General features: G+C 55.5%; 16 protein-coding genes and 3 tRNA genes. 7 read left to right on the forward strand and 12 right to left on the reverse strand.

The window, feature by feature from the left end:
- The first annotated feature begins 289 nt into the window (after window positions 1-289).
- The 5 genes from FRD01_RS10350 (at window position 290) to FRD01_RS10370 (ending at window position 9,331) form a co-directional block, all read left to right on the forward strand.
- Window positions 290-3,760, forward strand: coding sequence for a serine/threonine-protein kinase (locus FRD01_RS10350; protein WP_283808733.1), 3,471 nt, complete (start codon window positions 290-292; stop codon window positions 3,758-3,760).
- Window positions 3,757-5,451, forward strand: coding sequence for a serine/threonine protein kinase (locus FRD01_RS10355; protein ID WP_146959344.1), 1,695 nt, complete (start codon window positions 3,757-3,759; stop codon window positions 5,449-5,451). The genes FRD01_RS10350 and FRD01_RS10355 overlap by 4 nt, the downstream gene beginning before the upstream one ends.
- Before the next feature lie 13 nt (window positions 5,452-5,464).
- Window positions 5,465-5,866 carry an SRPBCC domain-containing protein gene (locus tag FRD01_RS10360; protein ID WP_146959346.1) on the forward strand — a complete coding sequence of 134 codons (402 nt, stop codon included), beginning with the start codon at window positions 5,465-5,467 and terminating at the stop codon, window positions 5,864-5,866.
- 18 nt (window positions 5,867-5,884) lie between these two features.
- On the forward strand, window positions 5,885-7,327 hold the full coding sequence (locus tag FRD01_RS10365) for a hypothetical protein (protein ID WP_146959348.1): 1,443 nt from the start codon (window positions 5,885-5,887) through the stop codon (window positions 7,325-7,327).
- A 90-nt stretch (window positions 7,328-7,417) separates the two neighbouring features.
- Complete coding sequence (locus FRD01_RS10370; RefSeq protein ID WP_146959350.1) at window positions 7,418-9,331, forward strand: RCC1 domain-containing protein; 1,914 nt, start codon at window positions 7,418-7,420, stop codon at window positions 9,329-9,331.
- Here the strand turns inward: FRD01_RS10370 and FRD01_RS10375 are convergent.
- Both FRD01_RS10375 and FRD01_RS10380 read right to left on the reverse strand, forming a co-directional pair.
- A complete protein-coding gene (locus FRD01_RS10375; protein ID WP_146959352.1) occupies window positions 9,328-9,705 on the reverse strand; it encodes an FKBP-type peptidyl-prolyl cis-trans isomerase in 378 nt (125 codons plus the stop codon). The two genes, FRD01_RS10370 and FRD01_RS10375, sit on opposite strands and share 4 nt — an antisense overlap.
- Window positions 9,706-9,715: 10 nt before the next feature.
- Window positions 9,716-12,247 carry a fused MFS/spermidine synthase gene (locus tag FRD01_RS10380; protein ID WP_146959354.1) on the reverse strand — a complete coding sequence of 844 codons (2,532 nt, stop codon included), beginning with the start codon at window positions 12,245-12,247 and terminating at the stop codon, window positions 9,716-9,718.
- Window positions 12,248-12,292: 45 nt separating this feature from the next.
- On the opposite strand from FRD01_RS10380, the gene FRD01_RS10385 reads away from it, so the two are divergent.
- Window positions 12,293-13,405, forward strand: a complete 1,113-nt coding sequence (locus tag FRD01_RS10385; protein WP_249756166.1) for a methanobactin export MATE transporter MbnM — start codon at window positions 12,293-12,295, stop codon at window positions 13,403-13,405.
- On the opposite strand, the gene FRD01_RS10390 is transcribed toward FRD01_RS10385, so the two are convergent.
- Window positions 13,374-14,201, reverse strand: a complete 828-nt coding sequence (locus tag FRD01_RS10390; protein WP_146959358.1) for a hypothetical protein — start codon at window positions 14,199-14,201, stop codon at window positions 13,374-13,376. The genes FRD01_RS10385 and FRD01_RS10390 overlap by 32 nt on opposite strands.
- 217 nt (window positions 14,202-14,418) lie before the next feature.
- Between FRD01_RS10390 and FRD01_RS10395 the strand changes: the two genes are divergently transcribed.
- Window positions 14,419-14,973, forward strand: a complete 555-nt coding sequence (locus tag FRD01_RS10395) for an Hsp20/alpha crystallin family protein (protein ID WP_146959360.1) — start codon at window positions 14,419-14,421, stop codon at window positions 14,971-14,973.
- Between the two features lie 16 nt (window positions 14,974-14,989).
- On the opposite strand, the gene FRD01_RS10400 is transcribed toward FRD01_RS10395, so the two are convergent.
- From FRD01_RS10400 to clpP, 9 genes are all read right to left on the reverse strand, one after another.
- Window positions 14,990-16,315 carry an EAL domain-containing protein gene (locus FRD01_RS10400; RefSeq protein WP_146959362.1) on the reverse strand — a complete coding sequence of 442 codons (1,326 nt, stop codon included), beginning with the start codon at window positions 16,313-16,315 and terminating at the stop codon, window positions 14,990-14,992.
- Between the two features lie 90 nt (window positions 16,316-16,405).
- The gene (locus FRD01_RS10405) at window positions 16,406-17,680 is read right to left on the reverse strand and encodes a hypothetical protein (protein WP_146959363.1); all 1,275 of its coding nucleotides are present in this window, start codon (window positions 17,678-17,680) and stop codon (window positions 16,406-16,408) included.
- A 2-nt stretch (window positions 17,681-17,682) separates the two neighbouring features.
- On the reverse strand, window positions 17,683-18,936 hold the full coding sequence (locus FRD01_RS10410; protein ID WP_146959365.1) for a hypothetical protein: 1,254 nt from the start codon (window positions 18,934-18,936) through the stop codon (window positions 17,683-17,685).
- A 130-nt stretch (window positions 18,937-19,066) separates the two neighbouring features.
- Window positions 19,067-19,140, reverse strand: a tRNA-Asp gene (locus tag FRD01_RS10415).
- Window positions 19,141-19,194: 54 nt separating this feature from the next.
- Window positions 19,195-19,268 (reverse strand) — tRNA-Asp (locus FRD01_RS10420).
- Between the two features lie 31 nt (window positions 19,269-19,299).
- Window positions 19,300-19,371 (reverse strand) — tRNA-Val (locus tag FRD01_RS10425).
- Window positions 19,372-19,452: 81 nt separating this feature from the next.
- The gene (gene lon / locus FRD01_RS10430; protein WP_146959367.1) at window positions 19,453-21,873 is read right to left on the reverse strand and encodes an endopeptidase La; all 2,421 of its coding nucleotides are present in this window, start codon (window positions 21,871-21,873) and stop codon (window positions 19,453-19,455) included.
- 27 nt (window positions 21,874-21,900) lie between these two features.
- Window positions 21,901-23,160: an ATP-dependent Clp protease ATP-binding subunit ClpX gene (gene clpX, locus FRD01_RS10435; RefSeq protein ID WP_146959369.1), complete on the reverse strand. Its 1,260-nt coding sequence runs from the start codon at window positions 23,158-23,160 to the stop codon at window positions 21,901-21,903.
- 82 nt (window positions 23,161-23,242) lie between these two features.
- On the reverse strand, window positions 23,243-23,833 hold the full coding sequence (clpP, locus tag FRD01_RS10440; RefSeq protein WP_146959371.1) for an ATP-dependent Clp endopeptidase proteolytic subunit ClpP: 591 nt from the start codon (window positions 23,831-23,833) through the stop codon (window positions 23,243-23,245).
- Window positions 23,834-23,897: the final 64 nt, after the last annotated feature.

Below are 23,897 nucleotides of genomic sequence, written 5' to 3' on the forward strand. Positions count from 1 at the left end.
ATCGGGGTACTTCCTGCCGGCACACTAGACACCTTCCAATTATTTATCAATCACTTTGATTTGCAACAACGATGACGAAAGCGCAAAGATTGCGTGTCAGTTCTGCGCAAAGAATTGCACAAAGCAACACCCACATGTAGGTGTGTATTTGGAGCAACAAACGTTAAATTTGATTGCCTTAAACACAGGGTGACTTGTGGTTTTTTGAAAACCATGGCATTTTGCGTCAGTTTGTGAAGCATCCGCTTTACACACTTGTGTAAGCAACTCAGTGGGTTATATTTCCCCAATGAAGCTTGGCGCGTTTGAGATAGGGACTCGGTTTGCAACTGGTGGGATGGGGCAAGTCTGGAAAGGCTCGTACGCGACGCTTGGTACACCCGTGGCCATCAAGGTCATGACGGGCCCTACCGCGTCTAGCGAGACGTTCAGAACCGGCTTCAAGCGCGAAGTTCAGGCCACCGCCAAACTCAACCACCCCGGCATCGTTGACGTTTATGATTTCGGGGTGCTTCCCCCCGACGCCCGCAACTTCGGGCTCATGCCGGGCTCACCGTACTTCGTGATGGAGTTTGTGCAAGGCGCGTCACCCCTTGAAGTTGTTCAGTCTTGGGCAGACCTCAAGCATATTCTCACGGGAACCCTCGCCTCCCTTGCCCACGCGCACGCGCACGGCCTGATCCACCGTGATATCAAGCCTGATAACGTGATCGTGGAACGGAGCTCCGGAGGTCTCGGGCGCGTAGTCCTCACCGACTTCGGCGTGGTCCACACCCTTGACCGCAACACCAGCACGCATGGCGAGGATATCACGGCGCGGAGTATTGAAGAGGTGAGTGGCACCCCACTCTACATGGCTCCCGAGCAATTTCGCGGGGAGTTTAGAGATTATGGACCGTGGACCGATATCTACGCTGTGGGGATCATGGCCTGGCACCTTGCGTGCGGCGCGCCCCCCTTCAATGGGAAGAATCCCTACAAGCTCGCGCGCATGCACTTGGCTGATCCAGTGCCCGAGCTCGACCCTGAATTCGAAGTCCCAATCGGACTCAACGCGTGGGTTCATGAACTGACTGAGAAGGATTTCGTAAAGAGACCGGCGTCGGCTGCTGAGGCGCTCGAGGCATTGTTGGGCCTTGAAGACCCGGAGGACTTGAGACAAACGTCGGTGCAAGAATCCGTACGCAGTGGGTTTGATTTTGATGACGCACCGACCATGTTCGTGCCCACCGCCGAACAAGCGGAACCCTCCGTGGCACGGCGCTTTCCGCCACAAGCGTGGACACAAGCCACCGAGGTATCTGGCCCTCTCGCGGTGCGCCAAGGCCTTGGGCTTCTGGCACTAAAGACGGTACCGCTGACGGGCCGACATGCCGAGCGTGACATGCTCTGGCGTACGTTCACGGATGCCTGGGAAACCCGAATCCCACATACTACAATCATTCGTGGGCTCGCTGGCACCGGTAAGAGTAGGCTTGCGCAATGGCTCACACAGCTCGCACTCGAAGGTGGGCACGCCGCTGTTTTTCACGCCACACACCAGCCAGAACCCGGACAAATGAACGGCATCAGCTGGATGCTTCGCCAGTATTTTCGGGCCGCTGGACTCAGGGGCGAGACCTTGGTGGAACGCATTCGCGAGGTGCTTGAGCGCCAAGGCGTTGTTGACGATTACGAAGTTCGCGGACTCGCAGAAATCATGCGCGAGGACATTCAAAAACGCGAAGGCGTCCCTACCACCCAGATTCTCCTTTCGATCGAACAACGTTTCGAGTTGGTGCGCCGTGTATTTGCGCGCGCAGCGAAAGACCAGGTCGCGATCGTCTGGCTCGATGACGGGATTTGGGACCGCGAAGCTACATCGCTCATCGAGTATATCCACGGCCACGATGAAGACACGCCCGTGCTCTTTTTGCTTACGGTGCGGGAAGAATCGTTGGACGAAGACCCGAAGTACAGACAAGCGCTCGAGAAAATAGAAAATAAGCCCCATATCGATACGCTTTTCCTCGATTTCATGGATCCCGAATCCTTTGATCTCCTGATTCAAAGCGGGCTTGGGGTTACGGGGAAAGCCGCGGATATCCTGAGGGAACGCTGCGACGGAAGTCCTCTTTTTGCCACGCAGGTCGTTGAGTTCTGGCTAGCTCAGGGCGTGCTAGCCGAAGAAAACGGCCAGGTGGTCCTAAAAGATGAGAACATCGCTCCGCCAGACACCATCGGAGGGCTCTGGCGCTCAAGGCTTGAACATCTAGTGGAGGAACTGGCTCAGTCGCGCGAGCTTGAACACAAGACCTTCAGCGCCCCTTCAGACCCCGATACGGTCTGGCGTTGGCTGGAGTTTGCGGCGGCGCTTGGACGTGATGTTGACGAGTCCGAATGGCTGCATGCCGGCGAGATGGCTGGTCTCAAGGCCGTTGGTGGGCTTGCTGAGGCCCTGGTGGACACTCGCCTCGCCGAATCCCGTGAGCGTGGATTCTCGTTCGTACACGGACTCTTGCGGGACTCGATTCACGCGCATTCAGTGGAGATGAAGCGTTGGAAACGAATCAACCTGACGTGTGCGCGGATGTTGACGAGTCGCTATGCGCAAAACCATCCGGGACTCTCAACGCGTGTGGCCCGTCATTTCATGGAAGGCGGGCAGCTTCCGCTTGCGCAAATGTGTCTAATGGAGGCGCTCAAACGCGAGCGCGCCACCGGGCTCCTCTCCAATGTTGTGGCCGTTTGCGAGATGCTCGAGTACACGCTGAAACGCTCGAGAGTGCCGGAATCCGACGCGGTCTGGGTCGACATAAAGGCGGCCCATGGGCGAGTCCTGCTCGAGAGTGCACGCCGCCACGATTTGGAAGACGGCACCCGCTTGCTAAACGAGGCTGTGCAAGCCGGACGCGCACATCCACCTAGCGCCGCCATGGCCAGAGCCCTTGCGGGTTTTGGGCTTTCACACGTGCATCAAAGCATGGCGGTCCATGGCATCCCGTTTGTGAAAGAGGGGCTCGAGATGGCCCCCGACGATGAGACTCGCGGCGAATGCTTGTTGGAAATGGCCGAGATTTACAAGGGATTCAATCGCCACAGCGAGAGCCTTGAGAACGCTGAAATCGCACTCGCCCTTGTGAACGACCCACTCAAGAATGCACGTGCGTACCTCTTGATAGGGCAAGCTCTTCTAGGTCTTGAGCACCCTGATGCGGAATCGACGCTCTCTAGAGGCGTAGAACTCTGCCGCACGCACGGCTTCTTCCTGCACGAGGCGCGGTTTAAGACGCTGAATGGGTTTCTCGCGGATCAGAGAAATGATTTCCAGCTCGCGCTCCAGGAACATTTGGGCGCGTGGAATATCTTTAGGACGTTTGAGCCCGAGGCGCATTTTGCGCTCGATGCAGCTCAGAATACGGCTCGCGCCATGTTGCAGTGCCGGCGTTGGGACGAAGCGTTGCAGATTCTTTTGCAGCTCGAGCGGCGACTCGTTGCAGAAGAGCAAATCCACGTACAGATTCACGACGCCTTGCTCTGGGCGAGCGCAGCCACCCGCCAATGGACCCATTTTGAGCGTGCGATGGCTCGCGCATTCGATTTTGAGAAACGGGCGCCGACAAGGTACAACGCACGAGCCCTCAAAGGCACACTCGAAGAGCTCCTCAAAGTTCGAGAGCGAAACCGCGCAAGTCGCGTGACTGAACTCTCTCTTGAAGCCCTCCAAGGAGTGCCCGGACTCAAGGACGACTACGATTATTTTGCGGAGAAGGCACGATGACCCCACTCGACCCGAACGATCCCCAAAGCCTTCAAAACGGGCGATATCAGCTCAAAGGCATTCTGGGCGAAGGCGCGATGGGCCGCACCTACCTCGCCGTGGACACTCAGACACATACCGAGCTGGCCATCAAGGCACTCTATCCGTCGCGCCTTGCCACCATCAAGGACCTCGAGATGTTTGAGCGCGAGGCCGCTGTCCTCAAGCGCCTTGACCACCCCCAAATCCCCAAATATCTAGACGCGTTTCACGAGGGTGAAGGCGAGTCGATGTGTTACTTTCTCGCCCAAACCTACGTGAAGGGGCGGACTTTGAGGGATATGATCGACTCGGGGCATCGATTCGACGACGACGAATTCATCCAGCTCGCGGAACACTTGCTTGAGGTGGCCTCATATCTACACACGAGCACTCCGCCGGTCGTCCATCGCGATTTGAAACCCGCCAATATCATCATCAACCCCAAAGAAACGCCGGTCGTGGTGGATTTCGGGGCCGTGCGTGAAGTGGTGAGACTCACCATGGGCGGCGGCTCAACGATCATCGGCACTTATGGATATATGCCACCCGAGCAGCTCATGGGGCGCTCACTCCCCGCCACTGACGTCTATGCGCTCGGTGTGACGCTCGTGGAGTGCCTGACTCGCCAAACGCCTACCGACTTGCACGGCGATGATATCAAGCGACTCATTGAGGGCGTTCGGGGAACCGACAATCTCAAACGCTTGCTTTCACGCATGTGTGCACCCTCTTTGGAAGATAGGTTCAAGAGCGCCAACGAAGTCTTGGAAGACTTGCGCGGGCTCAAAGGCGGGGTCCTCGTTCACACTGCAAAGCTCGAACAAGAGATTCTCGACCGTGAGCGCGAACGCATCAAGGAACTGAAGAAGAAAGGGTCGCAGCGAGCCCATATCGGCTATCTCCTCTTGGTTTTGATAGCACTCAGCACCGCAGTTGTAGCGATAGCATACGTAGGTCAAGCACTTCTCGTTGGAGTCAACACGTCTATACAGCTCGCGCTATTCATCGGTGGCGCGGGCCTCCTGATGAACCTCGGTCTTGTTGGGACGAGGGTCAATCACGACGCGTGGAATGCGCCTCAACCCGACTGGAAAAAGGCCACCGCCAAGGTCAAGAGCGTGCGCCAGGAACAGGTCATGACCGAAAATGGCACTCTGGATACAGTCAACATCCTGACCTATGTGTTTGCGGCAGGTTCTTCGCTGCGCGAGCATAAGCGGGTGCTAAGCCGTGCCGACTATGCCGCGCTTGAGAGGATTCGAGACCAGGAAGAGATGCCGAAGCGTCAAAAGGCCCTGATCGACTATATCGTCGCGCAATTCAAAGAAGATCATGGCATCGATATTCGCGAGAACGAAGCGGCCATGAAGCGCGTCAAAGAAGGCGCGAGAATCGGAGCGCTTGACCGTGAAGTCACTCAGAAATCCTATGTCGTAATCTTCATTCCCGGCGTGACTCTCGAGCCTCGGAAGGACTTCAGGGTTCAGCTGACTTTGAGTGAGTACAAAGATCTTTTCCCCTTGCGTGGGGTCATCCCCAAGGGCTACGAATTCAGCGTCTGGTACCCTCCTGGCAAGCCTGAACTCCACGATTTGAGAGACATCAGGAAGCCAGGGACCGACGTGATGGAAAACCTCTTTTCACACCTAGAGATTCACACTCCCGAATAAGAGCACGCGCAGTATGGATGAGCTCAAAATCACCACCGAATTCGATGTCCCTCCAGAACAGGTCTACAAGGCCTGGCTTAGCTCCAAACTACATTCTGAAATGACCGGTGTGGCTTGCGAGATTTCGGGGAAGGTTGGCGGCAAGTTTCGTGCGGGAGACGGCTACATCGAGGGCGTCACCGTGGAGCTCGAGCCAAATCGCCGAATCGTCCAGAAGTGGCGCTCCAAAGACTTCCCCGCGGATGCACCCGATTCCACGGTGGAGATCTTGCTCTTCCCTATCGATGATGACGGCTGCCTCTTCCAACTCTTCCACACGGGCCTTCCAGCCGGCGACGGCGACGACTACCTCGAGGGCTGGGAAGAACACTACCTCGAGCCAATGCGCGAATTCTTTGGAGAATTCGAATACTAGGTCTGCTAGAATCCTCGAATGCAGATCTTCAAGTTAAGCGCGGAACTCTCGTCCGAAGCCATCGGTATTGTGGCCTCCGAGGTGGAAAAACGCCTCGAGGTGCCTCTCCGGGCGGCTGATATCGCTGCGACCACGGGTCTCCCTTTAGAGACAACTCGCGAAGCACTCGTCTCGTTGGCACTCCGAAACCGGGCGACGATCACCGAGATTGGTGCCGATACAGCCTATATTTTCAAGAAGGCCACTCCGAGCGGACGACGACGCCTGGGCCCCAAGGTTCGCGTCGCCCTAAGTTATGTGGCGGACCTCTTTACAAGCCAACTCAGCTACCTGATCGGCCTCGGAATCCTGATCGGCCCGGCATTTGTGGGGGCACGCATGGTTGAGCTTGGGCTCGAAGGCGACCTCTTCTACCTCATTGGTGGTGGCACCCTGTGTTTCGCCGCGGTGGCTCTCATCCTGAAGCTCGTTGTTCGAAGTATCTCCGTTGTGCTGCCACCGCTAGTCTTGGCCGGGATTGCGCTCGGCTGGGAAAGGTGGACGGCCGAAGACCTCTACTGGATACCCCTGGCAGTTTTGGTGGCAATCGGACTGCAGATCGAGGTTTTGCGAAACTACCGAAAGCTTCGCCCACAAGACCCAGTGGCCCTCTTCCTATGGGGGCGAGCGTTCACCTCGCCGGTAAGTGAACTCAAGCGAGTCGTGGATTTGATTCGTGCTCAAAATGGCGTGATAACGACCGCTGATCTAGTCCGCGTTTTTGGCTGGAGTCTCGATCACGCATCTGAACAGCTCTCGGAAGTCATTGCCGAGTACGGCGGAGATGTGGCGGTAGACGAAGACGGCCATCTGCACGTCTGGTTCGAGGAGCTCTCGCGCGCCGAGGAAAAGGCTGAGGTTCCAGAGGCAGCGTGGGCTCGCGAGACCTCGCCGCCCGGACCTTTTGAAGGCCTGGACTTGCGTTGGGTGAGTGCGGCTAGCGTTGCGTGCTGGTTGGGAATCGTGGCTTCGCCCTTCAACCCGGCCTATATCAATTTTGTAGCCGACCTCGATTTTACGCTGAGCGGCATTCCGTTCATCTTGCGTTTTATCTTCGCCGGCTTCTGCGCGTTCCCGCTCATGCTCTACTTCGGACGAATCGTCTTGAACCTGATCGAGCGCGATGACTTTAAGAAGCGGCGCAGGTTTTTGGAGCAGCTAGAATACGCGACCAAACACGCGAGCGGCTCCTTTGTGGGCCTCGACAAGTTCACCAATCAAGAGCTTGTGGAGTTCGGCGCCGAGATCGACCACGAAAAAGGCGTACAAGGGTCAATCTGGGTCAGCTTCCCGGAGTTGACCCGTAGAGGAGGGCTTCGTCCTCCACAGATGAACGCAGCCTGGTTTGAGCAAAACCAAGTCTTAGAAAACCCGACAGAAGAAAGACAAACTGAAGTCGCAGAAGCGCATGCGCGGACATAAACTTTCAGATTCGTTCAGTTGAACCATCAGCCCATCCCGAGTAGAGCTAAAACCAAGAAGATTCTGTTATTTTTGCGCTAGAGATAATCCATGAAACTCAACACAGTTCTTTTGGTCATCGCCGCCGGCACCTTTCAATTGATCAGCGGTTGTGGCGACTCAGTCACAAAAAAAACTCCCACACAAGAACCCCCTGTCGAAGGCTGCGCGCCTGAGTGTGAGGAAGGTTTCACCTGCGTACAATCCGAGTGCGTGGAGACTCAAGACCCTGACGCGTGTGAAGAAGACGAAGAGTACAATGAGATGCTCAAGGTCTGCCTGGTTCCCTCGTGTACGAATGGCATCAAAGACAGCGCTGAGGAAGGTCCCGACTGTGGAGGCCCCTGCGAACTTGAGTGTTCGATAGACGAGCCTTCCTGCGACGACGGCGTCAGAAACGGCGACGAGATTGGGGTAGATTGCGGAGGAAGTTGTGAGGCTTGCGAAGTCCCAGCAACCTGCGGAAATGACACCATTGAAGCGGGCGAAGACTGCGACCATGGAGGCACCCTCCAGCTCAATTGCGCATACGGCGAGACCTCTTGCCAGGTGTGCTCGGCCTCGTGTACGTGGGTTGAAGGGACGGTATCGGGCTTTTGCGGTGATTTGACTGTACAAGGAGGTGCCGGCGAGGAGTGTGACGAAGGCCAAGACCCCGTAAGGTTATGCGACTATGGGCTAATGTCGTGCCAAGTTTGCAACTCAAACTGCCGATTCACCGCTGGCCTAACCGCGTATTGCGGTGATGGGATCCGCCAAGCACCCGAGAACTGCGATGGAACAGACCTCGATGGCGGAACATGTACAGGCCTTGGAGAACCGGCCGGCACACTGAGTTGTTCGAGCTCATGCACTTGGGATACGAGTGGCTGCCAAGCGCAACCGTCGGGACCTGCGCCCGTAACTCTCTCAGTCGGCTACTCACATACCTGCACAGTCATGGACGATGACTCGGTGCGTTGTTGGGGTGAGAATACCGACGGTCGAATCGGAGATGGCACGCGAACCCAACGCACGACCCCAACCGTGGTCCCAGGCCTCCAAGCCGAGTACGTGGTCGCGGGCGGCTATCACACATGCGCGCTACTCTTGAACGGCACAGTTTCTTGCTGGGGCTCAAATCTAAAGGGACAAGTTGGAGTGACCACTACAGGCGATGTCCTTACTCCTACGCCTGTAGCGGGTCTGACAAACATTACTGCCATCGACGCCGGAACCGGCCATGTCTGCGCGCTGACTGCCAACGGAGACGTCTACTGCTGGGGTGATGCTGAATACGGCCAGACCGGTTACGGAAGTTTGGGTACTTTTTCTTCCACTCCAATCCGAGTCACCGATTCCAACGGATTCGCGATCAGCAACGTGACGCAGATCTCCGCCGGTTTGGCTCACACGTGCGCTCGGCATGCGGATGGCACCATCTCGTGTTGGGGCCGAAACGATTACAACCAACTCGGGCGCTATCCGCAAACTACATTCTCGCAACCGTACGCAGGGAAGGTCTACAATTCCGCAGGGTCTGTGGTGTCGAACGCCCAATATGTGGGAGTAGGAGGGGACTTCACTTGCCTAAGAGACGGGGCATCGATCTCGTGTTGGGGCGGCAATGTGTACGGCCAGCTGGGACTCAGCGATACACTTGACCGACCCTACCCAAGCACCATCTTCAGCTCCCTTGGGTTCCTAAACGTCGGCGAACGCCATGCGTGTTCGTCCAATGCGTCTCGCGAGCTCTTTTGCTGGGGATTCGGCCAAGACGGTCGCCTCGGAACGGGGAGCACTCTGAACCAATCGAGCCCCACATTCGTGAGCTTACCCGCCAACACCACCTTCGATGTTGGAGGCACTCACACCTGCGCACTTCTGCAAGACGGCAGTCTGCAATGTTGGGGAAGAAACAACCGAGGTCAGCTTGGAAACGGGACGACGCTTAACGCATCAACCCCAACTCCAGTAACCTTCTAACCGATCGAAAGAAGTTCGACGTCAAAAACCAGCATTCCTGCTGGAACACCAGGTGCGCCCTTGTACGCAAGGTCCTGTGGGATCCAGAGGCGACGACGCTCGCCCTCGACCATCAACTGAAGCCCCTCGGTCCACCCGGCGATCACGCGATTGAGTGGGAAGGAAGCAGGCTTTCCACGCTTGTACGAGGCGTCAAAGAGCTTTCCGTCTGTGGTCCATCCGGCATAGTGCACGGTGACCGTTGACGTCGCCTTAGGGTGCTCTGAGCCGTGCCCTGCGGTCAGGACTTTGGTCGCGAGGCCAGATGCCGTGGTCTCTGCGTCTGCGGGTGGGGCGGCGACATCAGATGGTGTTGCTGTAGGATCGTTAGACATGACGTACTCCTTAAGGTTGTGATTTTTCGGCCTGCCACTGCAGGAACGCGTTGTCTGGTCTTAACTCAAGTGCCTCGTTTGCCAAAGCCCCCTTCTTCACCGCATCCTTCTCCACGAAGACTCGGTGGCTGAGCATCACGGCCTGCCGGGCGGCTTCCAAAGCAGCGGGATCAGATGGCGGAGCCGTCAAATACTTGCTCACGTCTTCCCGAATCCCCAGAAGATCGTCGGGCTGGAGGGCTCGTAGCTCAAAGCTTCGGTGGTACTCAATGGTGGGATTGTTATCGGTGACGCTCGGCACGTCTTCCACCCAGGCACGCAGTGCGTCATCGGCGGCGATGAAGGTGCCGAGAAGGTCTTCGGGTTCTTCCAGTCCAATAGCCTTGAGATTTTCATAAACGCCCGGCTCCTTCATTCGAAGCGCCAGCGCCGCCTCATCGATTTTCAATGGGTGCTTCGAGGCAATCGCAACCCCCTCCATCCGATTTGTCGCCCACAAAGACACGTGGTCGAAGTTTGCAAACATCGCTTTGATGAGAATTTTAGAGAGGTCGCCCCGCGCCATGGTCATCGGTACCCATTGAGCGATTACACTCTGATCGTCCATGCGCTCTTTCGCGATTTGATAAAACTCCTCCGAATAGAGATTGACCACGCCGGCATCCATCGGTGGGGGTGGCTCAAAGGTCAACACATCGAACGTTTGCTGGGTCGAAAGCAGATAATGGCGACCATCTGCAGCAATTTTCCGCACCGCAGAATTTGTGTGGAAACTCTCGTTCACCGGCACAAAATGGGGCGCAAACTCAAAGACCTCCTTAGAGAGGTCCACGGCGTGAATTTCGCTCAAACTCTGATAGGTCGTAAGTGCCCCCACCGTCGTCCCCGTGCCGATGCAAATCACGACTGCGTTCTTAGGCTCCGGATGCAGAAGCACAGGAAGGTGCGCCAACGCGCCCATGTAGCGCCTCCCGATCATCGAGTTGTTGGCATAGCTCGTGCCGTTGGCGAGGAGCTGAACAAAAGGCTCCGGGCCATCCATGTCGTAGCCGAGGACCACAAAGGTGGCGTCCTTTGACTCCCTGAGTTCGAGCACCTCAGCGTGATTGAAGGCTGTGAGTTGCGCGTTGATATAGCCAGGCCCAAGGGTGGCTACCACTGCGATACTGGCTAAGAGCGCTACCGCGAGCTCGCGCTTCATGACCGCGTCTTTAAGGCGCGCGCCCCAAATCACAAGTGCGGCGAGACCAAGGTTTAGCGCCACCATAGACACCAGCGCCCAAAAACTTCCGATGGTTGGAAGGAGTAAAAAACCAGCTCCGAGCGAACCCAAAACGCCACCAAGCGTGTTCCACGAATAGAGCCTTCCAAGCCCACTTCCCACAACCCCAACACGATGGATCGTCAGCTCGCTCGCCAGAGGAAACGCGATGCCAATGAGGGTAGTGGGTAGCCCAAACACTGCCAGACTGACGAGATTCACCGACAAAATATCAGCGAGGTGGAGCTCTAGGCTCTGTGGCAATAGCGCAAGAGACGCATTCACGCTCAACGCCTTGATCGTGTTGAGTTTGCCCATCATCGCAAGACTTAGAAGCGCACTTGCACCAATCAGGATCTGGACGCGCGCGAAACTCGAGAGCAGGGCATCCTTCTTATGAGCGAGAAATCGAGCACAAATGAAGGATCCTAAGACGAGGCCCAGAAGGTAGACGGCGAGCATGCTCGAGAAAGCGTAGACTGACCGGGCCGACACCAGGCTGAGCATCCGAAACCAGATGACCTCGTAGGCGATCGCGACAAAACCACTCAGGCCGAAAATCCCTACCAACATGCCTCGGGTGCGGGCATCGAGCGTGTTCTGGGCGTCTTCTTCGGCCTCACCTGTTCCGACTTCTGCCTGGGGTGCGCGGCTCAAAAGGAAGGCCAGGGCTGAAATCCCGAGATAAAGCGCGCTTGCGAGAAGTCCGCTTCCCATGACTCCGAGCCACTCGATGAGCACGAAACCCACCGCCAGCGCACCGGTTGCCGCACCCAGAGTATTGATGCCGTAAAGCACCCCGATTTTGGCGGCGAGCTCATCGCGTGCGGCTACCACAAATCGAGCGAGGAACGGCAAGGTCGCCCCCATACCCATAGTCGGAAGAAGGAGCGTTCCAAAGCCGATCAAAACCGTCATGGGCAGTTTGAGCGCCGAATCCGCAGCGAGGAGTCCGAGAAGAGGCCCCACCCATGCTGCCCAATTGCTCAGGAGCACCGTAATTCCGAGCGCCAGAACGCTGATGAATGCTTCCACACCCGCATACGCACGAAGCGGGTTTGTAGTTCGGTCCGCGAAACTTCCTCCAAGCCTCGCCCCAAGCGAGAGCCCTAGAAAAAAGCTCGCGATGGTCACTGAGACCGCGCCCGTAGAGCTACCGAGCACAAACTGAAGGTATTTGAACCAGACGACCTGCAGCGTCAGGGAGGCGACCCCTGAGCTAAAGAACATCAGATAGATCAGCGTGCCCCTCGTTTGTACAATTCCCTTAGGACTCGGCATAAATCTTCAAGTCTGATAGTTCTTTTGGCTATGAACCGATGGTTGATGATTCTAGCGCTACTCTCTTTGTCCTGTACAGACGACACGACCTCCGAGGTTGAAAAGTCGGGTACATTTGATTGGGACGAGGTCCTTCCCGGGCATTTTCCGAAGCCAAAGATCCCTGCGGACAACCCCATGACGTATGAAAAAGTAGAGCTAGGCAGGCACCTTTTTTACGACACGCGTCTTTCTGGAAACCAGACGCAGAGTTGTGCGAGTTGCCACGTCCAAGAAAACGCATTTTCGGACCCAAGGGCCCGCGCTGTGGGTAGCACAGGTGAGGTCCATCCTCGCGGCTCCATGAGCCTCGCCAATGTGGTCTATGCGTCAGTGCTGACGTGGGGAAACCCGCTCATGGTTGAACTCGAAGACCAGATGCTCGTACCCCTTTTTGGAGAAGACCCTGTTGAATTGGGGCTTGGTGCTCAAGAAGAAGTCTTAGGGAGGCTCTCCGAAGATCCTATCTATGAGGACCTCTTCGAACGCGCATTTCCGGGGGAAGGCATCACTCTGGTCACCATGACCAAGGCCATCGGCTCTTTCCAACGGTCTTTGATTTCGGCGGGTGCTCCCTATGACCGCTATCAAGCGGGCGAATCAGATGCCCTCTCAGAGTCCGAAAAACGCGGAATGGACCTCTTCTTCTCGGAGCGTCTTGAGTGCTTCCACTGTCACGGTGGGTTCTCGCTAGCGGACGCTGTGACGCATGAGGGATTGGTCTTTGACGAGCCGAGTTTCCACAACAACGGCCTCTACAACGTAGACGGCTTCGGAGCGTACCCACCTGAAAATGGTGGCGTGTTTGAAATCACGGGAATCCTCGAGGATTCCGGGCGTTTCAAGGCCCCTACCCTGCGCAATATCGCGGTAACGGCTCCCTATATGCACGATGGAAGTCTCGAGACTTTGGACGACGTGATCGACCATTATGCGCGTGGTGGCACGCTCACGGAAGATGGCCCCAATGCTGGGGACGGCGCGCAAAACCGATTTAAGAGTGAGTTTGTCAACGGTTTCGAATTGAGCGAGTCCGAACGTGAAGATCTGCTGAACTTCCTTCGCGCCCTAACCGACGAAGAGTTCCTCAATAACCCTGCCCATTCCGACCCCTGGTAGCCCTTAGGTTGCGGGTAAACACGAAGACTAGCAGCCACCACAAAGAAGCATGTCGGCCAGTTTGAGTGCATCCAGAGCCTGATTCACTCTCAGGCTCTTCAGGAGCCTCGGGCGAGCCCATATCTTCCCCAACCTCAACGTCTATGTCCGGCGAGTCGTAATCTCTCTCGATGCAGCGCTCTACGTTCCACTTGCAATCCGCGGTGCAGAGCAGATCGCCACCCAAAAAGTTCAGACGGGCGCAATCTACCTCTCCAAAAAGGTCACCATCACACTGCTCACCCCGCGAAAGAACGCCATCACCACACACCGCCGGAGCCTCGTCGCCACATTCGGTGGTTTCGATTCTGCACCTATCGGAACACGTCAGTTCACCGCTTCGGAAATTGTAGTCAGCACACGTCCTCTCACCAAAATTGGAGCCATCGCACTCCTCTTTCTCCGGATTGATGATGCCGTCGCCACAGGTGCCGCAGTACCACGTGTCCCATTTACAGTCCTTGCACTCCACCTCACCCGAACCCAGGCCAAGTTCGCCACACTGGATCAGCTCATTCCCTTCACAAATTTCCTCGCCCTCCAGAACGCCATCCCCACAGATCCCCACATTTGGAATCCCGGGATTCGAAATGGGTCCCACCGGATTGGGTTGACCTCGGCGCCACTGGCCGTTCGGGTCGTTGAGCTCCAACCCGTTGGAGTAGCCATCTGAGTCAGAATCCAACATCCAGATGTTCTGCCATTGCACTACGCCGGCATCCATATTCTGCAAAACGTCTTGCCCAAACGGTGTCAAATGTTCTGGCTCTAGACTCTGCAAGCCGTGGCAGGAATCACACGAAAACGCGCCTCCATTGGGGATGTGTCCCTGACGGTTGGACCTCGCCTCCACTAGGCTTGGTGCGGCAGATAAAAAAACTGCTACAGCGAAACTTGACGCAAAAAACTTCGTGCTAAGGGTTTTTCTTGGTGGCCGAAACGGCCACACCACAAACATCACAAAGGAGGAAATTATGAGTGATCTGAGCAAATGGAATCCGTTCAAATTCAACCGTCATTCTGACAAAGCAAAAACCGCCGATCAAGCGGTGGCCAAGCGACAAGAATCGTGGGACCAGTTCTCAGCGTTTGACCGAGACATGCAGCATATCATGCGCTCGTTCTTCGGCAATGACGAGTGGTTCGCACCCATGGCTCGGAGTGCCAGAAACCAGAGCTGGTTCGGCAATTTTAGCCCCAGCGCCTTCAGGCCGAGTGTCGACGTAACCGACAACGGGACACATCTTGTTGTGAGCGCTGAACTTCCGGGACTCGCGAAGGAAAACGTCGAGCTCCATGTTCACGAAAACACCTTGCACCTCAAAGGTCAAAAGGTTCTCCACAACGAAAATGAAGAACACGGGTGCTATCGGACCGAACGATTCTTCGGGTCTTTCCAACGCACTATTCCATTACCTCAAGATGTAGATGCGAACGGAGCAGAAGCAAAATTTGAGGATGGCGTACTCACTGTCAAGTTGCCAAAACTGCCGGAACAAAAGTCGGAACCGAAGAAAATTGAGTTCTGAGCACTAATCGGCGGGGCTAAACCGCGGATTGGGTTTGAGCGTAAAGGGCCGGGCGGCCTAAGAGGAAGCCCTGCCCAAGCTCCATTCCAAGCGTCAAACACATGTCGTGGTCGGCCTGATTTTCAATGCCTTCAGCAATGAGCTTGGCTTCGCATTTCCCGGCGAGTTCTAAGAGATAGGTGCCGAGAGCCTGTTTGCGAGCACTCGTGGCGATGCCACGAGTCAACGAGATGTCCATCTTGATATAGTCGGGCTCTACATCGGCCAAGAGCTGTAGGTTTGATGCGCCCGTGCCCACATCGTCCACCGCAAACCGGAAGCCCTGACTTCGGAGTTTTCTCAAGTTGGGTAAGATACGGCGCAATTGTTCGAGCGTGATGTTCTCCGTAATCTCGAATACCAATTGCTCCGGTCTTAAACCGTCATCTATCCACTGCTCCAACATGCCTTCGAGCTCACGCATCGGGTCAAAGAACGTGGAGGGAAGCGTGTTGATAAAGAGTTGGACGTCCGTCTCAAGTTCGGGACGACGCCGAATCGAGAGATGCCTGCACGTTTGGTCTAGCTCGCCGTCGAGCTCGGCCTTAGCAGCTGCCACGAAGAGGTGCACACCAAGTCTGTCGGCATCTACGGGTTCGGCGCGCGAAAGCGCCTCGTACCCAACTACGGCACCCGTTCGCATATGCACAATCGGCTGATAGAGCGTGGTGATCTTTCGCTGAGCGATCATACTCCCCACAACCCTATGCCGTTGGCGCTGTACCTCTTTCTGCGCAAGTTGCGCATCGTGGCGCGCCTGACGTGTGGCGCGGTAGATCTCGCGTCTCGGGTCCACAGAATCGTTGCGGATGATGAGCGCGCTGCCAATAGCCATTTGCTCGAGGGCCTGATGATACCACCACTCAGCGGTCAAGAAGTGGGAGAAAATGAGGCGCTTGAGCTTGGTACAAATCGTCTCGAAATCAACCGCTGGCCCCAAAGACTCATCGGGTGAACGGGTTAGGAATATCAGGATAGAGTCGCCGTGGTCAGCATCAAGACAGACCACATCATTCATCCTCAGGACGCTGCCTCTTGATTCTTCGATGGCCGCAGAAACACGGTTCATGAAGGCACGGAACGATGCCGCACCATAATGCCGCTCCCAGATATCGAGATTAGAACCATCCAGGACGATGAGGCCCGCACAGGTGCGCTCCAGCACGCGTTCCGCAAGATCTTCCATGTGGTGGTGAAGGGGCTCAAGTGCCACAACATGAAGCCGCGCATCTTCATCGCGAACAGCTTCCGAAAGCTCCTCCAATTCGGCTCGATCTGCACTCTCGAACGGGTCGTCCAGCATACGGCTCCGGGGCGCCCAAAGGGGATTCACCTTAGTGATTAGGCCTGAAATACTACGCGTCCGGAGCCAGAGTGTCAATTTTCCAACGCCTCAGCCCGGAGGTATTCTGTATTCGACTAGTGCGTCTTTGGTTACCCCATCCGCACACGAGATTTCTCGCACTACCACGCCCTTTCGCCAGACCACATATTCGGTCACCGGACATGAGGCGTGTCGCCAAATCGCAAATGACTGAGGAAAAACGCCGGCAGGAACATCGATCTGTCCAAACGCTTCTACCTTCACGGCTCCCTGAGCCCAGGTATCGGCGCCGAATGGGAATTTGAACACGGGAGTCGCGGACGAAAAGTGGCGCAACAACCACGTAGTGTCCTCGATATTTCTGCGGCAGATGGAATCACACTCGAAAACCCTAAGAGGCGTCAAAACCCAGAACCGCTCCTGGATGGTTGGCTCCGGCGTCTCCACGGTCTGCCTCAAGTGAACGAGGTGCACGCCAGAGAGGTGATCCACCGTCACCACCTCTTCGATGACATTCAGGTCAGGCAGCCCTTCTTTGGTGCGCCGATACCGCCAGAATGTCCCGACTTTCAACGGCAGCGGGTACTCGCTGCTACTCAGAAGCTCCGGACGAAGGTGCAGACCCGTCTCAAAGATGGCGCGCATCAGAAGATCCGACTCAGGTGCCGATGCCAGACGGTGAATCGGCCCGCCCTCGGTTTGAACCACCAAAAGCTTCGGGATCCGAACATCCACCAGAGCATCACGGGGCTTAAACTTAAGCTTCAGAAGCACATTCCAATACTGCGCCACGTCCTCCGGAGCCTTCGCTACCTTTCCATCCACACTTCTCGGGTCCCCAACGACGATGGAATCAAACTCGAAAACCTCGGACCACCCGTTCGGACGCGCGTCCGTGGGCGATAGCGGCGTAAAGCTCTGCCAAAAGCCTTCCGATTGCGCGATCAAATCATCCACGTAGGTCTTTGCCCGCTCCACGGGCATATGCACCATCGCGTTATACTCTTCGGGCTGGATGAAGAGCTCTTCCCATAGCGCGCGGTCTCGCGCCAACACGGCGTCTGTCAGCACGCGGCCGAGGTCGTCGGGGGTCCCAAGATCTGGCGGTTCTTCAACCGCGGCCTGCATCTGACCCCATTTGCCTGATGCCCCACCACTCTCGAGCTCCCTCAAGAGCCGTGATTCGCGGACGGCCGCCACTTCCGGGGAAACGTCAGGATTCTCGGTATAGAGAAGAGGACGAAGCGGAGGTTCTGCCTCGACGCTGACCTCGCATCCACCGAGAACGAGAACCCCCAAGAAAAAAAGAAAGCGGCTTGCGCCGCTCTGCAAAGAGGAAATCATGACTACTCTGGGAAGTCCGTATCCCCAATTCTCTCGTTCTGACCGTTGAAATATGGATACGCAGCCAGATCGACAAAGTTCGAGCCGGAATCCCACTGCCAAACCAAAGGATTCACAGGACGTCCAAAGAGAATGTAGAAGTGTTCGCTACCTGGAGAAATCTCCGCGGTCGTCTCAACAAAATCTCCATCCTGGTGCTTACCCAGTGCGTCGCCGTCTTCGGGACCGAAGATCGTTTGAAGTCCAGGTGTAACGATTCTAAATGTGTGGGTGCACTTACCGCTAAAGAAGTAGATGGACTCTGTATTGTTAGACTCGGCTCCAGGCGCGACGGTGACCGTCTCGTAGACTTTCTTTTCCTGACAATCCAAAATCGCACTCTCGGGCAGATTCACATCATCCCAAGTCAATGGTCCTGGAGGGCATTGTACTTGAGCATCGTCCGGAGGGAACGGCAGTGGAGGATCGACTTCCGGCTGTTTGATCTCAACTGCTTGCGAGAGGCAATTCCGGTACTCCGCCGTGGTTGGACGACCGAGAACGTTAGTTGTGAGATCGACACCGTAGTCACCCCACACATGGCAAAGTTGGTTTTCCAGAATCGTATCCTCACAAGGTGTCATGAAGAAGTAGGGATCCGATTGAATATCACCAAAGTCCCTTGGAATTCGTGAACCCGCAGGCGGCGACGGCAAAGGTCCGCATTCCGTTTGAATTGTAAGGTCTTGCTCAGGAAAGTAACCACCCTCTTGGATATCGTCTAAGCGAAACTCTGGTGAGTACGTAAACTGACTGGGGAACGAAAGATACGTTTCGTTCAGTGAAAGCGCATTTTCGAAGGTCAACTGACAAGAAGGGCTGATCGTTTGTACGTGTCTGTACAAAGATACTGCCACTTCAGCATCATCAGAACGTCGCTTTAAGAAGAGCGTTCCCGTTTCCTGTGGATACATGGAGAAGAGTTCCAGATCCAAGTCGATGGCTTCAGGAGTTCCGTCCAGTAGAACGGTAAACTCAGTGCCAAGCGCTCTGTTCACTTCCACAGGTCCAACGCGGTCACCAAAAGCCAAGCTTGAGGCAACGGTGCCGGTGGGCCCGATGATGGTGAGGGAGTTAGAGCCGGTGTAGCCGTTGATAACGAAGAGAAATACGGACTCAGCCGCCGCCGAATCACCACAACTTGTGAGTGGTGCGATCATGGCGATCAGACTTACGAGGGTCGCATTTCGTACTCTTGAGGAAAGCTTCTGCTTCATCAAAGTTCTCTCAGAGAAATTAGGCAAAACGTGGGTACGTGCAAACGTTAGTCTACAACCCGAAGACCGTCAACCAAGCTGAGTGAATGGGCAATAAAAAACCCGAAGCGTGAAGCTTCGGGTTTTTTGACGGGGTGGACGGGGCTCGAACCCGCGACCTCCGGCGTGACAGGCCGGCATTCTGACCAACTGAACTACCACCCCGTTTATCCAGAATTTCTTCTGGAATCGGTTTGCTCAACGAGCGATTTTCTAAAGCGGGGTGGACGGGGCTCGAACCCGCGACCTCCGGCGTGACAGGCCGGCATTCTGACCAACTGAACTACCACCCCTTGTGGTACTTCCCTCTTTCGAGGGTCGTGATGGGCGCAACAGGATTTGAACCTGTGACCCGCTGCTTGTAAGGCAGCTGCTCTCCCGCTGAGCTATACGCCCGCATGATCACCGCCAAACGGAGTGCGGAAGTTATAGATAGTCCTAAGGGTCGTCAAGTAAAAATCGACCACAAAAATTCGTTTAATGAACCTTGGAATCGTCGAGTACAGGCTGTCCTGCGACAACATGGTCGATCGAAACATCAGGTGGAAGGAGAGGCTTTTCTAGACGTGCTCGAAAAACCTCAGGATTTTCAATCGCAAGCGCGTGTTGAAGCACCTCATCCATATGATCCACGGCGATAATCGTCATGGCTTTGCGCACGGCCTTGGGGATTTCCCGAATATCTTTGGCATTGTCTTTGGGGATAATAAGGGTCTTTACGCCGCCCCTATGAGCCGCAAGCCCCTTCTCTTTGAGCCCACCAATCGGAAGAACACGGCCACGCAAGGTGATCTCTCCAGTCATCGCCACGTTATGTCGAACGGGAATCTGAGTCAGGGCGCTCACAATCGAGGTTACCATCGTAATCCCTGCGGATGGCCCATCCTTCGGGAGCGCACCTTCTGGGAAGTGGACGTGGATATCCACCTTCTGGTGGAAGTCCGGTGAAAGGCCGAGATTCATGGCGCGCGAGCGCACATAGGTCATCGCTGCCTGCGCGGACTCCTGCATCACATCACCTAGCTTACCCGTGATGATAAACTTGCCCTTCCCAGGGATCACGCTCGCCTCGGAGATCAACATCACACCGCCGTACTGTGTCCATGCCACACCGTTGGTGATACCGACCTGATCTTCCTCTTCGATCGTATCGTGTTTAAATCGGGGCGGGCCGAGGTATTTCGGAATCGAACGCGCATCGACCTCAAACTCTTGCTCTTTGCCATTCTCCACAACCTGACGCGCAATCTTCCGGCACACGGTGCCGATCTCTCGCTCAAGACTTCTGACGCCAGCTTCTCGTGTGTACTGGCCAATGATTCGGCCGATCGCACCCTGAGCGAAGCTCACTTCAACATCTTCGATGCCGTTGTTTTTCCGCTGCTTTGGAATCAGATAACGCTTCGAGATCTCGAGCTTTTCAAAGTCTGTGTAGCCCGGGATCTGAATGACCTCCATACGGTCCAACAAAGGACCTGGAATCTGCTGAAGGCTGTTGGCTGTGCAGATAAACATGACCTTTGAGAGATCGTAGTCGAGGTCCAGATAGTGGTCATTGAAGGTCGAGTTTTGTTCGGGATCTAAGACCTCGAGCAAAGCACTCGACGGATCGCCCCTAAAATCCGTGGACATCTTATCGATCTCGTCGAGAAGAAACACGGGGTTGTTCGACCCAGCTTTTCTGAGGCTTTGAACGATCTTTCCGGGCATCGCGCCGATATACGTACGACGGTGGCCACGAATTTCAGCCTCATCGCGCACACCACCGAGACTCAAACGGATGAAATTCCGATTCGTCGCGGTAGCAATGGAGCGCCCAAGACTCGTCTTACCCACACCTGGAGGGCCTACGAGGCAGAGGATGGGGCCCTTATGCTCGGTCACCAACGACTGCACCGAGAGATACTCAAGGATGCGTTCTTTAGGTTTATCGAGCCCGTAATGGTCGTCTTCGAGCGTTTGGTGAGCTTCGGCGACATCAAGCCTTTCTTCGGTGACCTCATCCCATGGCAGAGAGATCACCCAGTCGATGTAGTTTCGCACCACGGTGGCTTCGGCGCTCATTGGGCTCATCATCTTGAGCTTCTTGAGCTCCCGAGAGAGCTTGTCGTGAGCCTCATCGCTCATCGCCTTTTGGGAGATCTTCTCTTCGAGTTCATCGATCTCGTTTTTGAACTCGTTCGGATCTCCACCCATCTCTTTGTTCTGCGGATTGTCGTAGAAGTCTTTCTGCGACTTCTCCATCTGCTTTTTGACACGGGTGCGGATCTTTCGCTCCACCTGGAGGATATCGATTTCCTCCTTCAAGATGGTGTCGAGTTTCTCGAGCCGTTGGAGCACGTCCTCATTCTCCAAGATCTCTTGCTTGTCGCGGAGTTTGAGGGCGAGCTGGGCCACGATTGTATCGCCGAGCCGCGCTGGATCTTCGGCCTTTTCTTCGATCTTGGCCACGAGGCTCAACATCTCTGGAGGTATGCGCTTATTGAGCGCTACATAGGCTTCAAAGGTCTCACGCAGTTGCTTCATCAGGGCGGCCACGTCCTTGGCCGGGTCGATGAAATCCTGGATCGGCGTGATCTCTACCTCAAAATAGGCATCATTCTCCTGATACCCCTCGATCTTCACGCGTTGTTTTCCACGCACCAAGACCTTGACGGTCCCGTCGGGAAGTTGAAAGAGCTGGTCGATGATACCTACGGTACCGACACGGAAGATATCGTCGGCCGAAGGCTCATTGGTCTTAGCCTTCTTCTGGGCCGAGAGTACGACCTCCTTGTCCTGCGCCATGGCGGCTTCGAGAGCTTTGATGCTGCGCTCGCGCCCGACGAAGAGCGGAAGAACCATGTTTGGAAATACAATAATGTCCCGAAGCGGCAGAAGTGGGATTCTTCTCGACATGCGTGTCCTCTGGTGGTGATCAGGCTTTCAGGCTGATTCAGCCGTGGTTTCCGAGAACGGAATCGCAGATTCATCCGCCTCGTTGATCATCTCTTCCGTGATCGTGATCTCGTCAATATCGGTGCGGCCTGGGAGCTCGTACATAAAGGTGAGCATGATGCGCTCGAGAATCGAGCGGAGGCCGCGCGCGCCTGTTTTCTGCTTGAGCGCAAGCTGTGCAATGGCCATGAGTGCGCCATCATCAAATTTGAGCGTTACGCCATCCATCTTAAAGAGACGGCGATACTGGCGTGTCAGCGCGTTCTTTGGCTGGGTCAAAATCTGCATCAATGCGTCTTCGTCGAGCTCATCGAGCGTGGCGACCACAGGAAGGCGCCCCACGAACTCGGGAATCAATCCATAACGCATCAGATCTTCGGGCTGTACCTCACCGAGAAGCTCGGTCAGATTTTCTTCGACCTTTTTCTGTGCGGTCTCCGAGCCAAAGCCCATACGCTTCTCGCCCACGCGGCCGGACACGATATCGGTCAAACCGACAAAGGCGCCGCCGCAGATGAAGAGAATATTGGTCGTGTCGATCTGCAAAAAGTCTTGCTGAGGGTGCTTTCGGCCGCCTTTTGGAGGAACAGACGCGACCGTCCCCTCAACGATTTTGAGAAGAGCTTGCTGAACGCCTTCACCCGACACATCACGCGTGATGGACGGGTTCTCGGACTTTCGAGCGATCTTGTCGATCTCATCGATGTAAATGATGCCGCGACTTGCGCGCTCAACATCGCCATCGGCCGCCTGCAGAAGGTTGACGATCACATTTTCGACGTCTTCACCGACGTAGCCAGCTTCCGTGAGGCTTGTGGCATCAGCAATGGTGAATGGGACGTTCAAAATTCGGGCGAGCGTCTGTGCGAGGAGGGTCTTACCTGAGCCCGTCGGTCCGATGAGCAAAATATTGGACTTTTGGAGCTCAACCTCGCTCTGATCAACCTTACTCTCGATACGCTTGTAATGGTTGTGAACCGCGACCGCGAGGATCTTCTTCGCGCGCTCTTGGCCGATCACATAATTGTCCAAGACTTCTTTAATCTCAGCCGGCTTTGGGATGGAGCTCATGCCGGTGGAGAATTCCTCGCGCTCGAGCTCCTCATCGATGATATCGCCACAAAGGCTGATGCACTCATCACATATGTAGACGGTAGGCCCGGCAATGAGCTTTTGAACCTCTTTCTGGTTCTTCCCACAGAAGGAACAGCAGAGGTTTGGGGGATTTGTTTGACCTTTCTTCGCCATAACGCTTTCCTGAGGTCATGAGTTCACGACCAATCATACTTCAAACGTGTGCCACGAGGAGCGAATTCCCATGGCCCGGTTCTTAAGTTTTCGATCTTTCGAAGACCTGGTCAATGATTCCGTAATCTTTTGCTTCTGATGCGCTCATGAAGTAGTCGCGATCGGTATCCTTCTGGATACGCGCGAGCTCTTGGCCGGTATGCCGAACCAGCACATCATTGAGCACGTCGCGGATCTTGATGATTTCGCGCGCTTGAATATCGATATCAGTCGCCTGACCGCTCAAACCGCCCATTAGAGGCTGGTGGATGAGGATTCGCGAGTTCGGGAGGCTCATTCGACGACCGGGCTCACCTGCGGCCAAAAGCACCGCGCCCATCGAAGCCGCCTGACCGAGGCAAATCGTGCTGATCTTAGGCCTGATATATTGCATCGTGTCGTAGATGGCCAAACCAGCCGTGACACTACCACCGGGCGAGTTGATGTAGAGTGAGATTTCCTTTTCGGGATCTTCACTCTCGAGGAAGAGCAACTGCGCGATGATGCTATTTGCGATCTGATCGTTAACCGGCGTACCCAAAAAGATAATTCGATCTTTGAGAAGGCGGCTGAAGATGTCCCATCCGCGCTCTCCGCGATGGGTTTGTTCCACTACACTGGGGATGAATGCCATACAGCTATCCGTTAAGTCTTAGGTGAAAATCGGCTCGACGGGGACTATGGTACGAGCCTCGGAT

This window comes from Microvenator marinus, from assembly GCF_007993755.1.
Lineage (GTDB): Bacteria > Myxococcota_A > Bradymonadia > Bradymonadales > Bradymonadaceae > Allomicrovenator > Allomicrovenator marinus.

Bases quoted from the DNA above. Each gene is read 5' to 3' on its own strand.
- FRD01_RS10370 (WP_146959350.1), top strand. From the start codon at position 7,418: ATGAAACTCAACACAGTTCTTTTGGTCATCGCCGCCGGCACCTTTCAA.
- FRD01_RS10385 (WP_249756166.1), top strand. From the start codon at position 12,293: ATGATTCTAGCGCTACTCTCTTTGTCCTGTACAGACGACACGACCTCC.
- clpX (WP_146959369.1), bottom strand. From the start codon at position 23,160: ATGGCGAAGAAAGGTCAAACAAATCCCCCAAACCTCTGCTGTTCCTTC.
- FRD01_RS10355 (WP_146959344.1), top strand. From the start codon at position 3,757: ATGACCCCACTCGACCCGAACGATCCCCAAAGCCTTCAAAACGGGCGA.
- FRD01_RS10410 (WP_146959365.1), bottom strand. From the start codon at position 18,936: ATGAAGCAGAAGCTTTCCTCAAGAGTACGAAATGCGACCCTCGTAAGT.
- FRD01_RS10360 (WP_146959346.1), top strand. From the start codon at position 5,465: ATGGATGAGCTCAAAATCACCACCGAATTCGATGTCCCTCCAGAACAG.
- FRD01_RS10375 (WP_146959352.1), bottom strand. From the start codon at position 9,705: ATGTCTAACGATCCTACAGCAACACCATCTGATGTCGCCGCCCCACCC.
- FRD01_RS10400 (WP_146959362.1), bottom strand. From the start codon at position 16,315: ATGCTGGACGACCCGTTCGAGAGTGCAGATCGAGCCGAATTGGAGGAG.
- FRD01_RS10395 (WP_146959360.1), top strand. From the start codon at position 14,419: ATGAGTGATCTGAGCAAATGGAATCCGTTCAAATTCAACCGTCATTCT.
- FRD01_RS10380 (WP_146959354.1), bottom strand. From the start codon at position 12,247: ATGCCGAGTCCTAAGGGAATTGTACAAACGAGGGGCACGCTGATCTAT.
- FRD01_RS10350 (WP_283808733.1), top strand. From the start codon at position 290: ATGAAGCTTGGCGCGTTTGAGATAGGGACTCGGTTTGCAACTGGTGGG.
- lon (WP_146959367.1), bottom strand. From the start codon at position 21,873: ATGTCGAGAAGAATCCCACTTCTGCCGCTTCGGGACATTATTGTATTT.
- clpP (WP_146959371.1), bottom strand. From the start codon at position 23,833: ATGGCATTCATCCCCAGTGTAGTGGAACAAACCCATCGCGGAGAGCGC.
- FRD01_RS10405 (WP_146959363.1), bottom strand. From the start codon at position 17,680: ATGATTTCCTCTTTGCAGAGCGGCGCAAGCCGCTTTCTTTTTTTCTTG.
- FRD01_RS10365 (WP_146959348.1), top strand. From the start codon at position 5,885: ATGCAGATCTTCAAGTTAAGCGCGGAACTCTCGTCCGAAGCCATCGGT.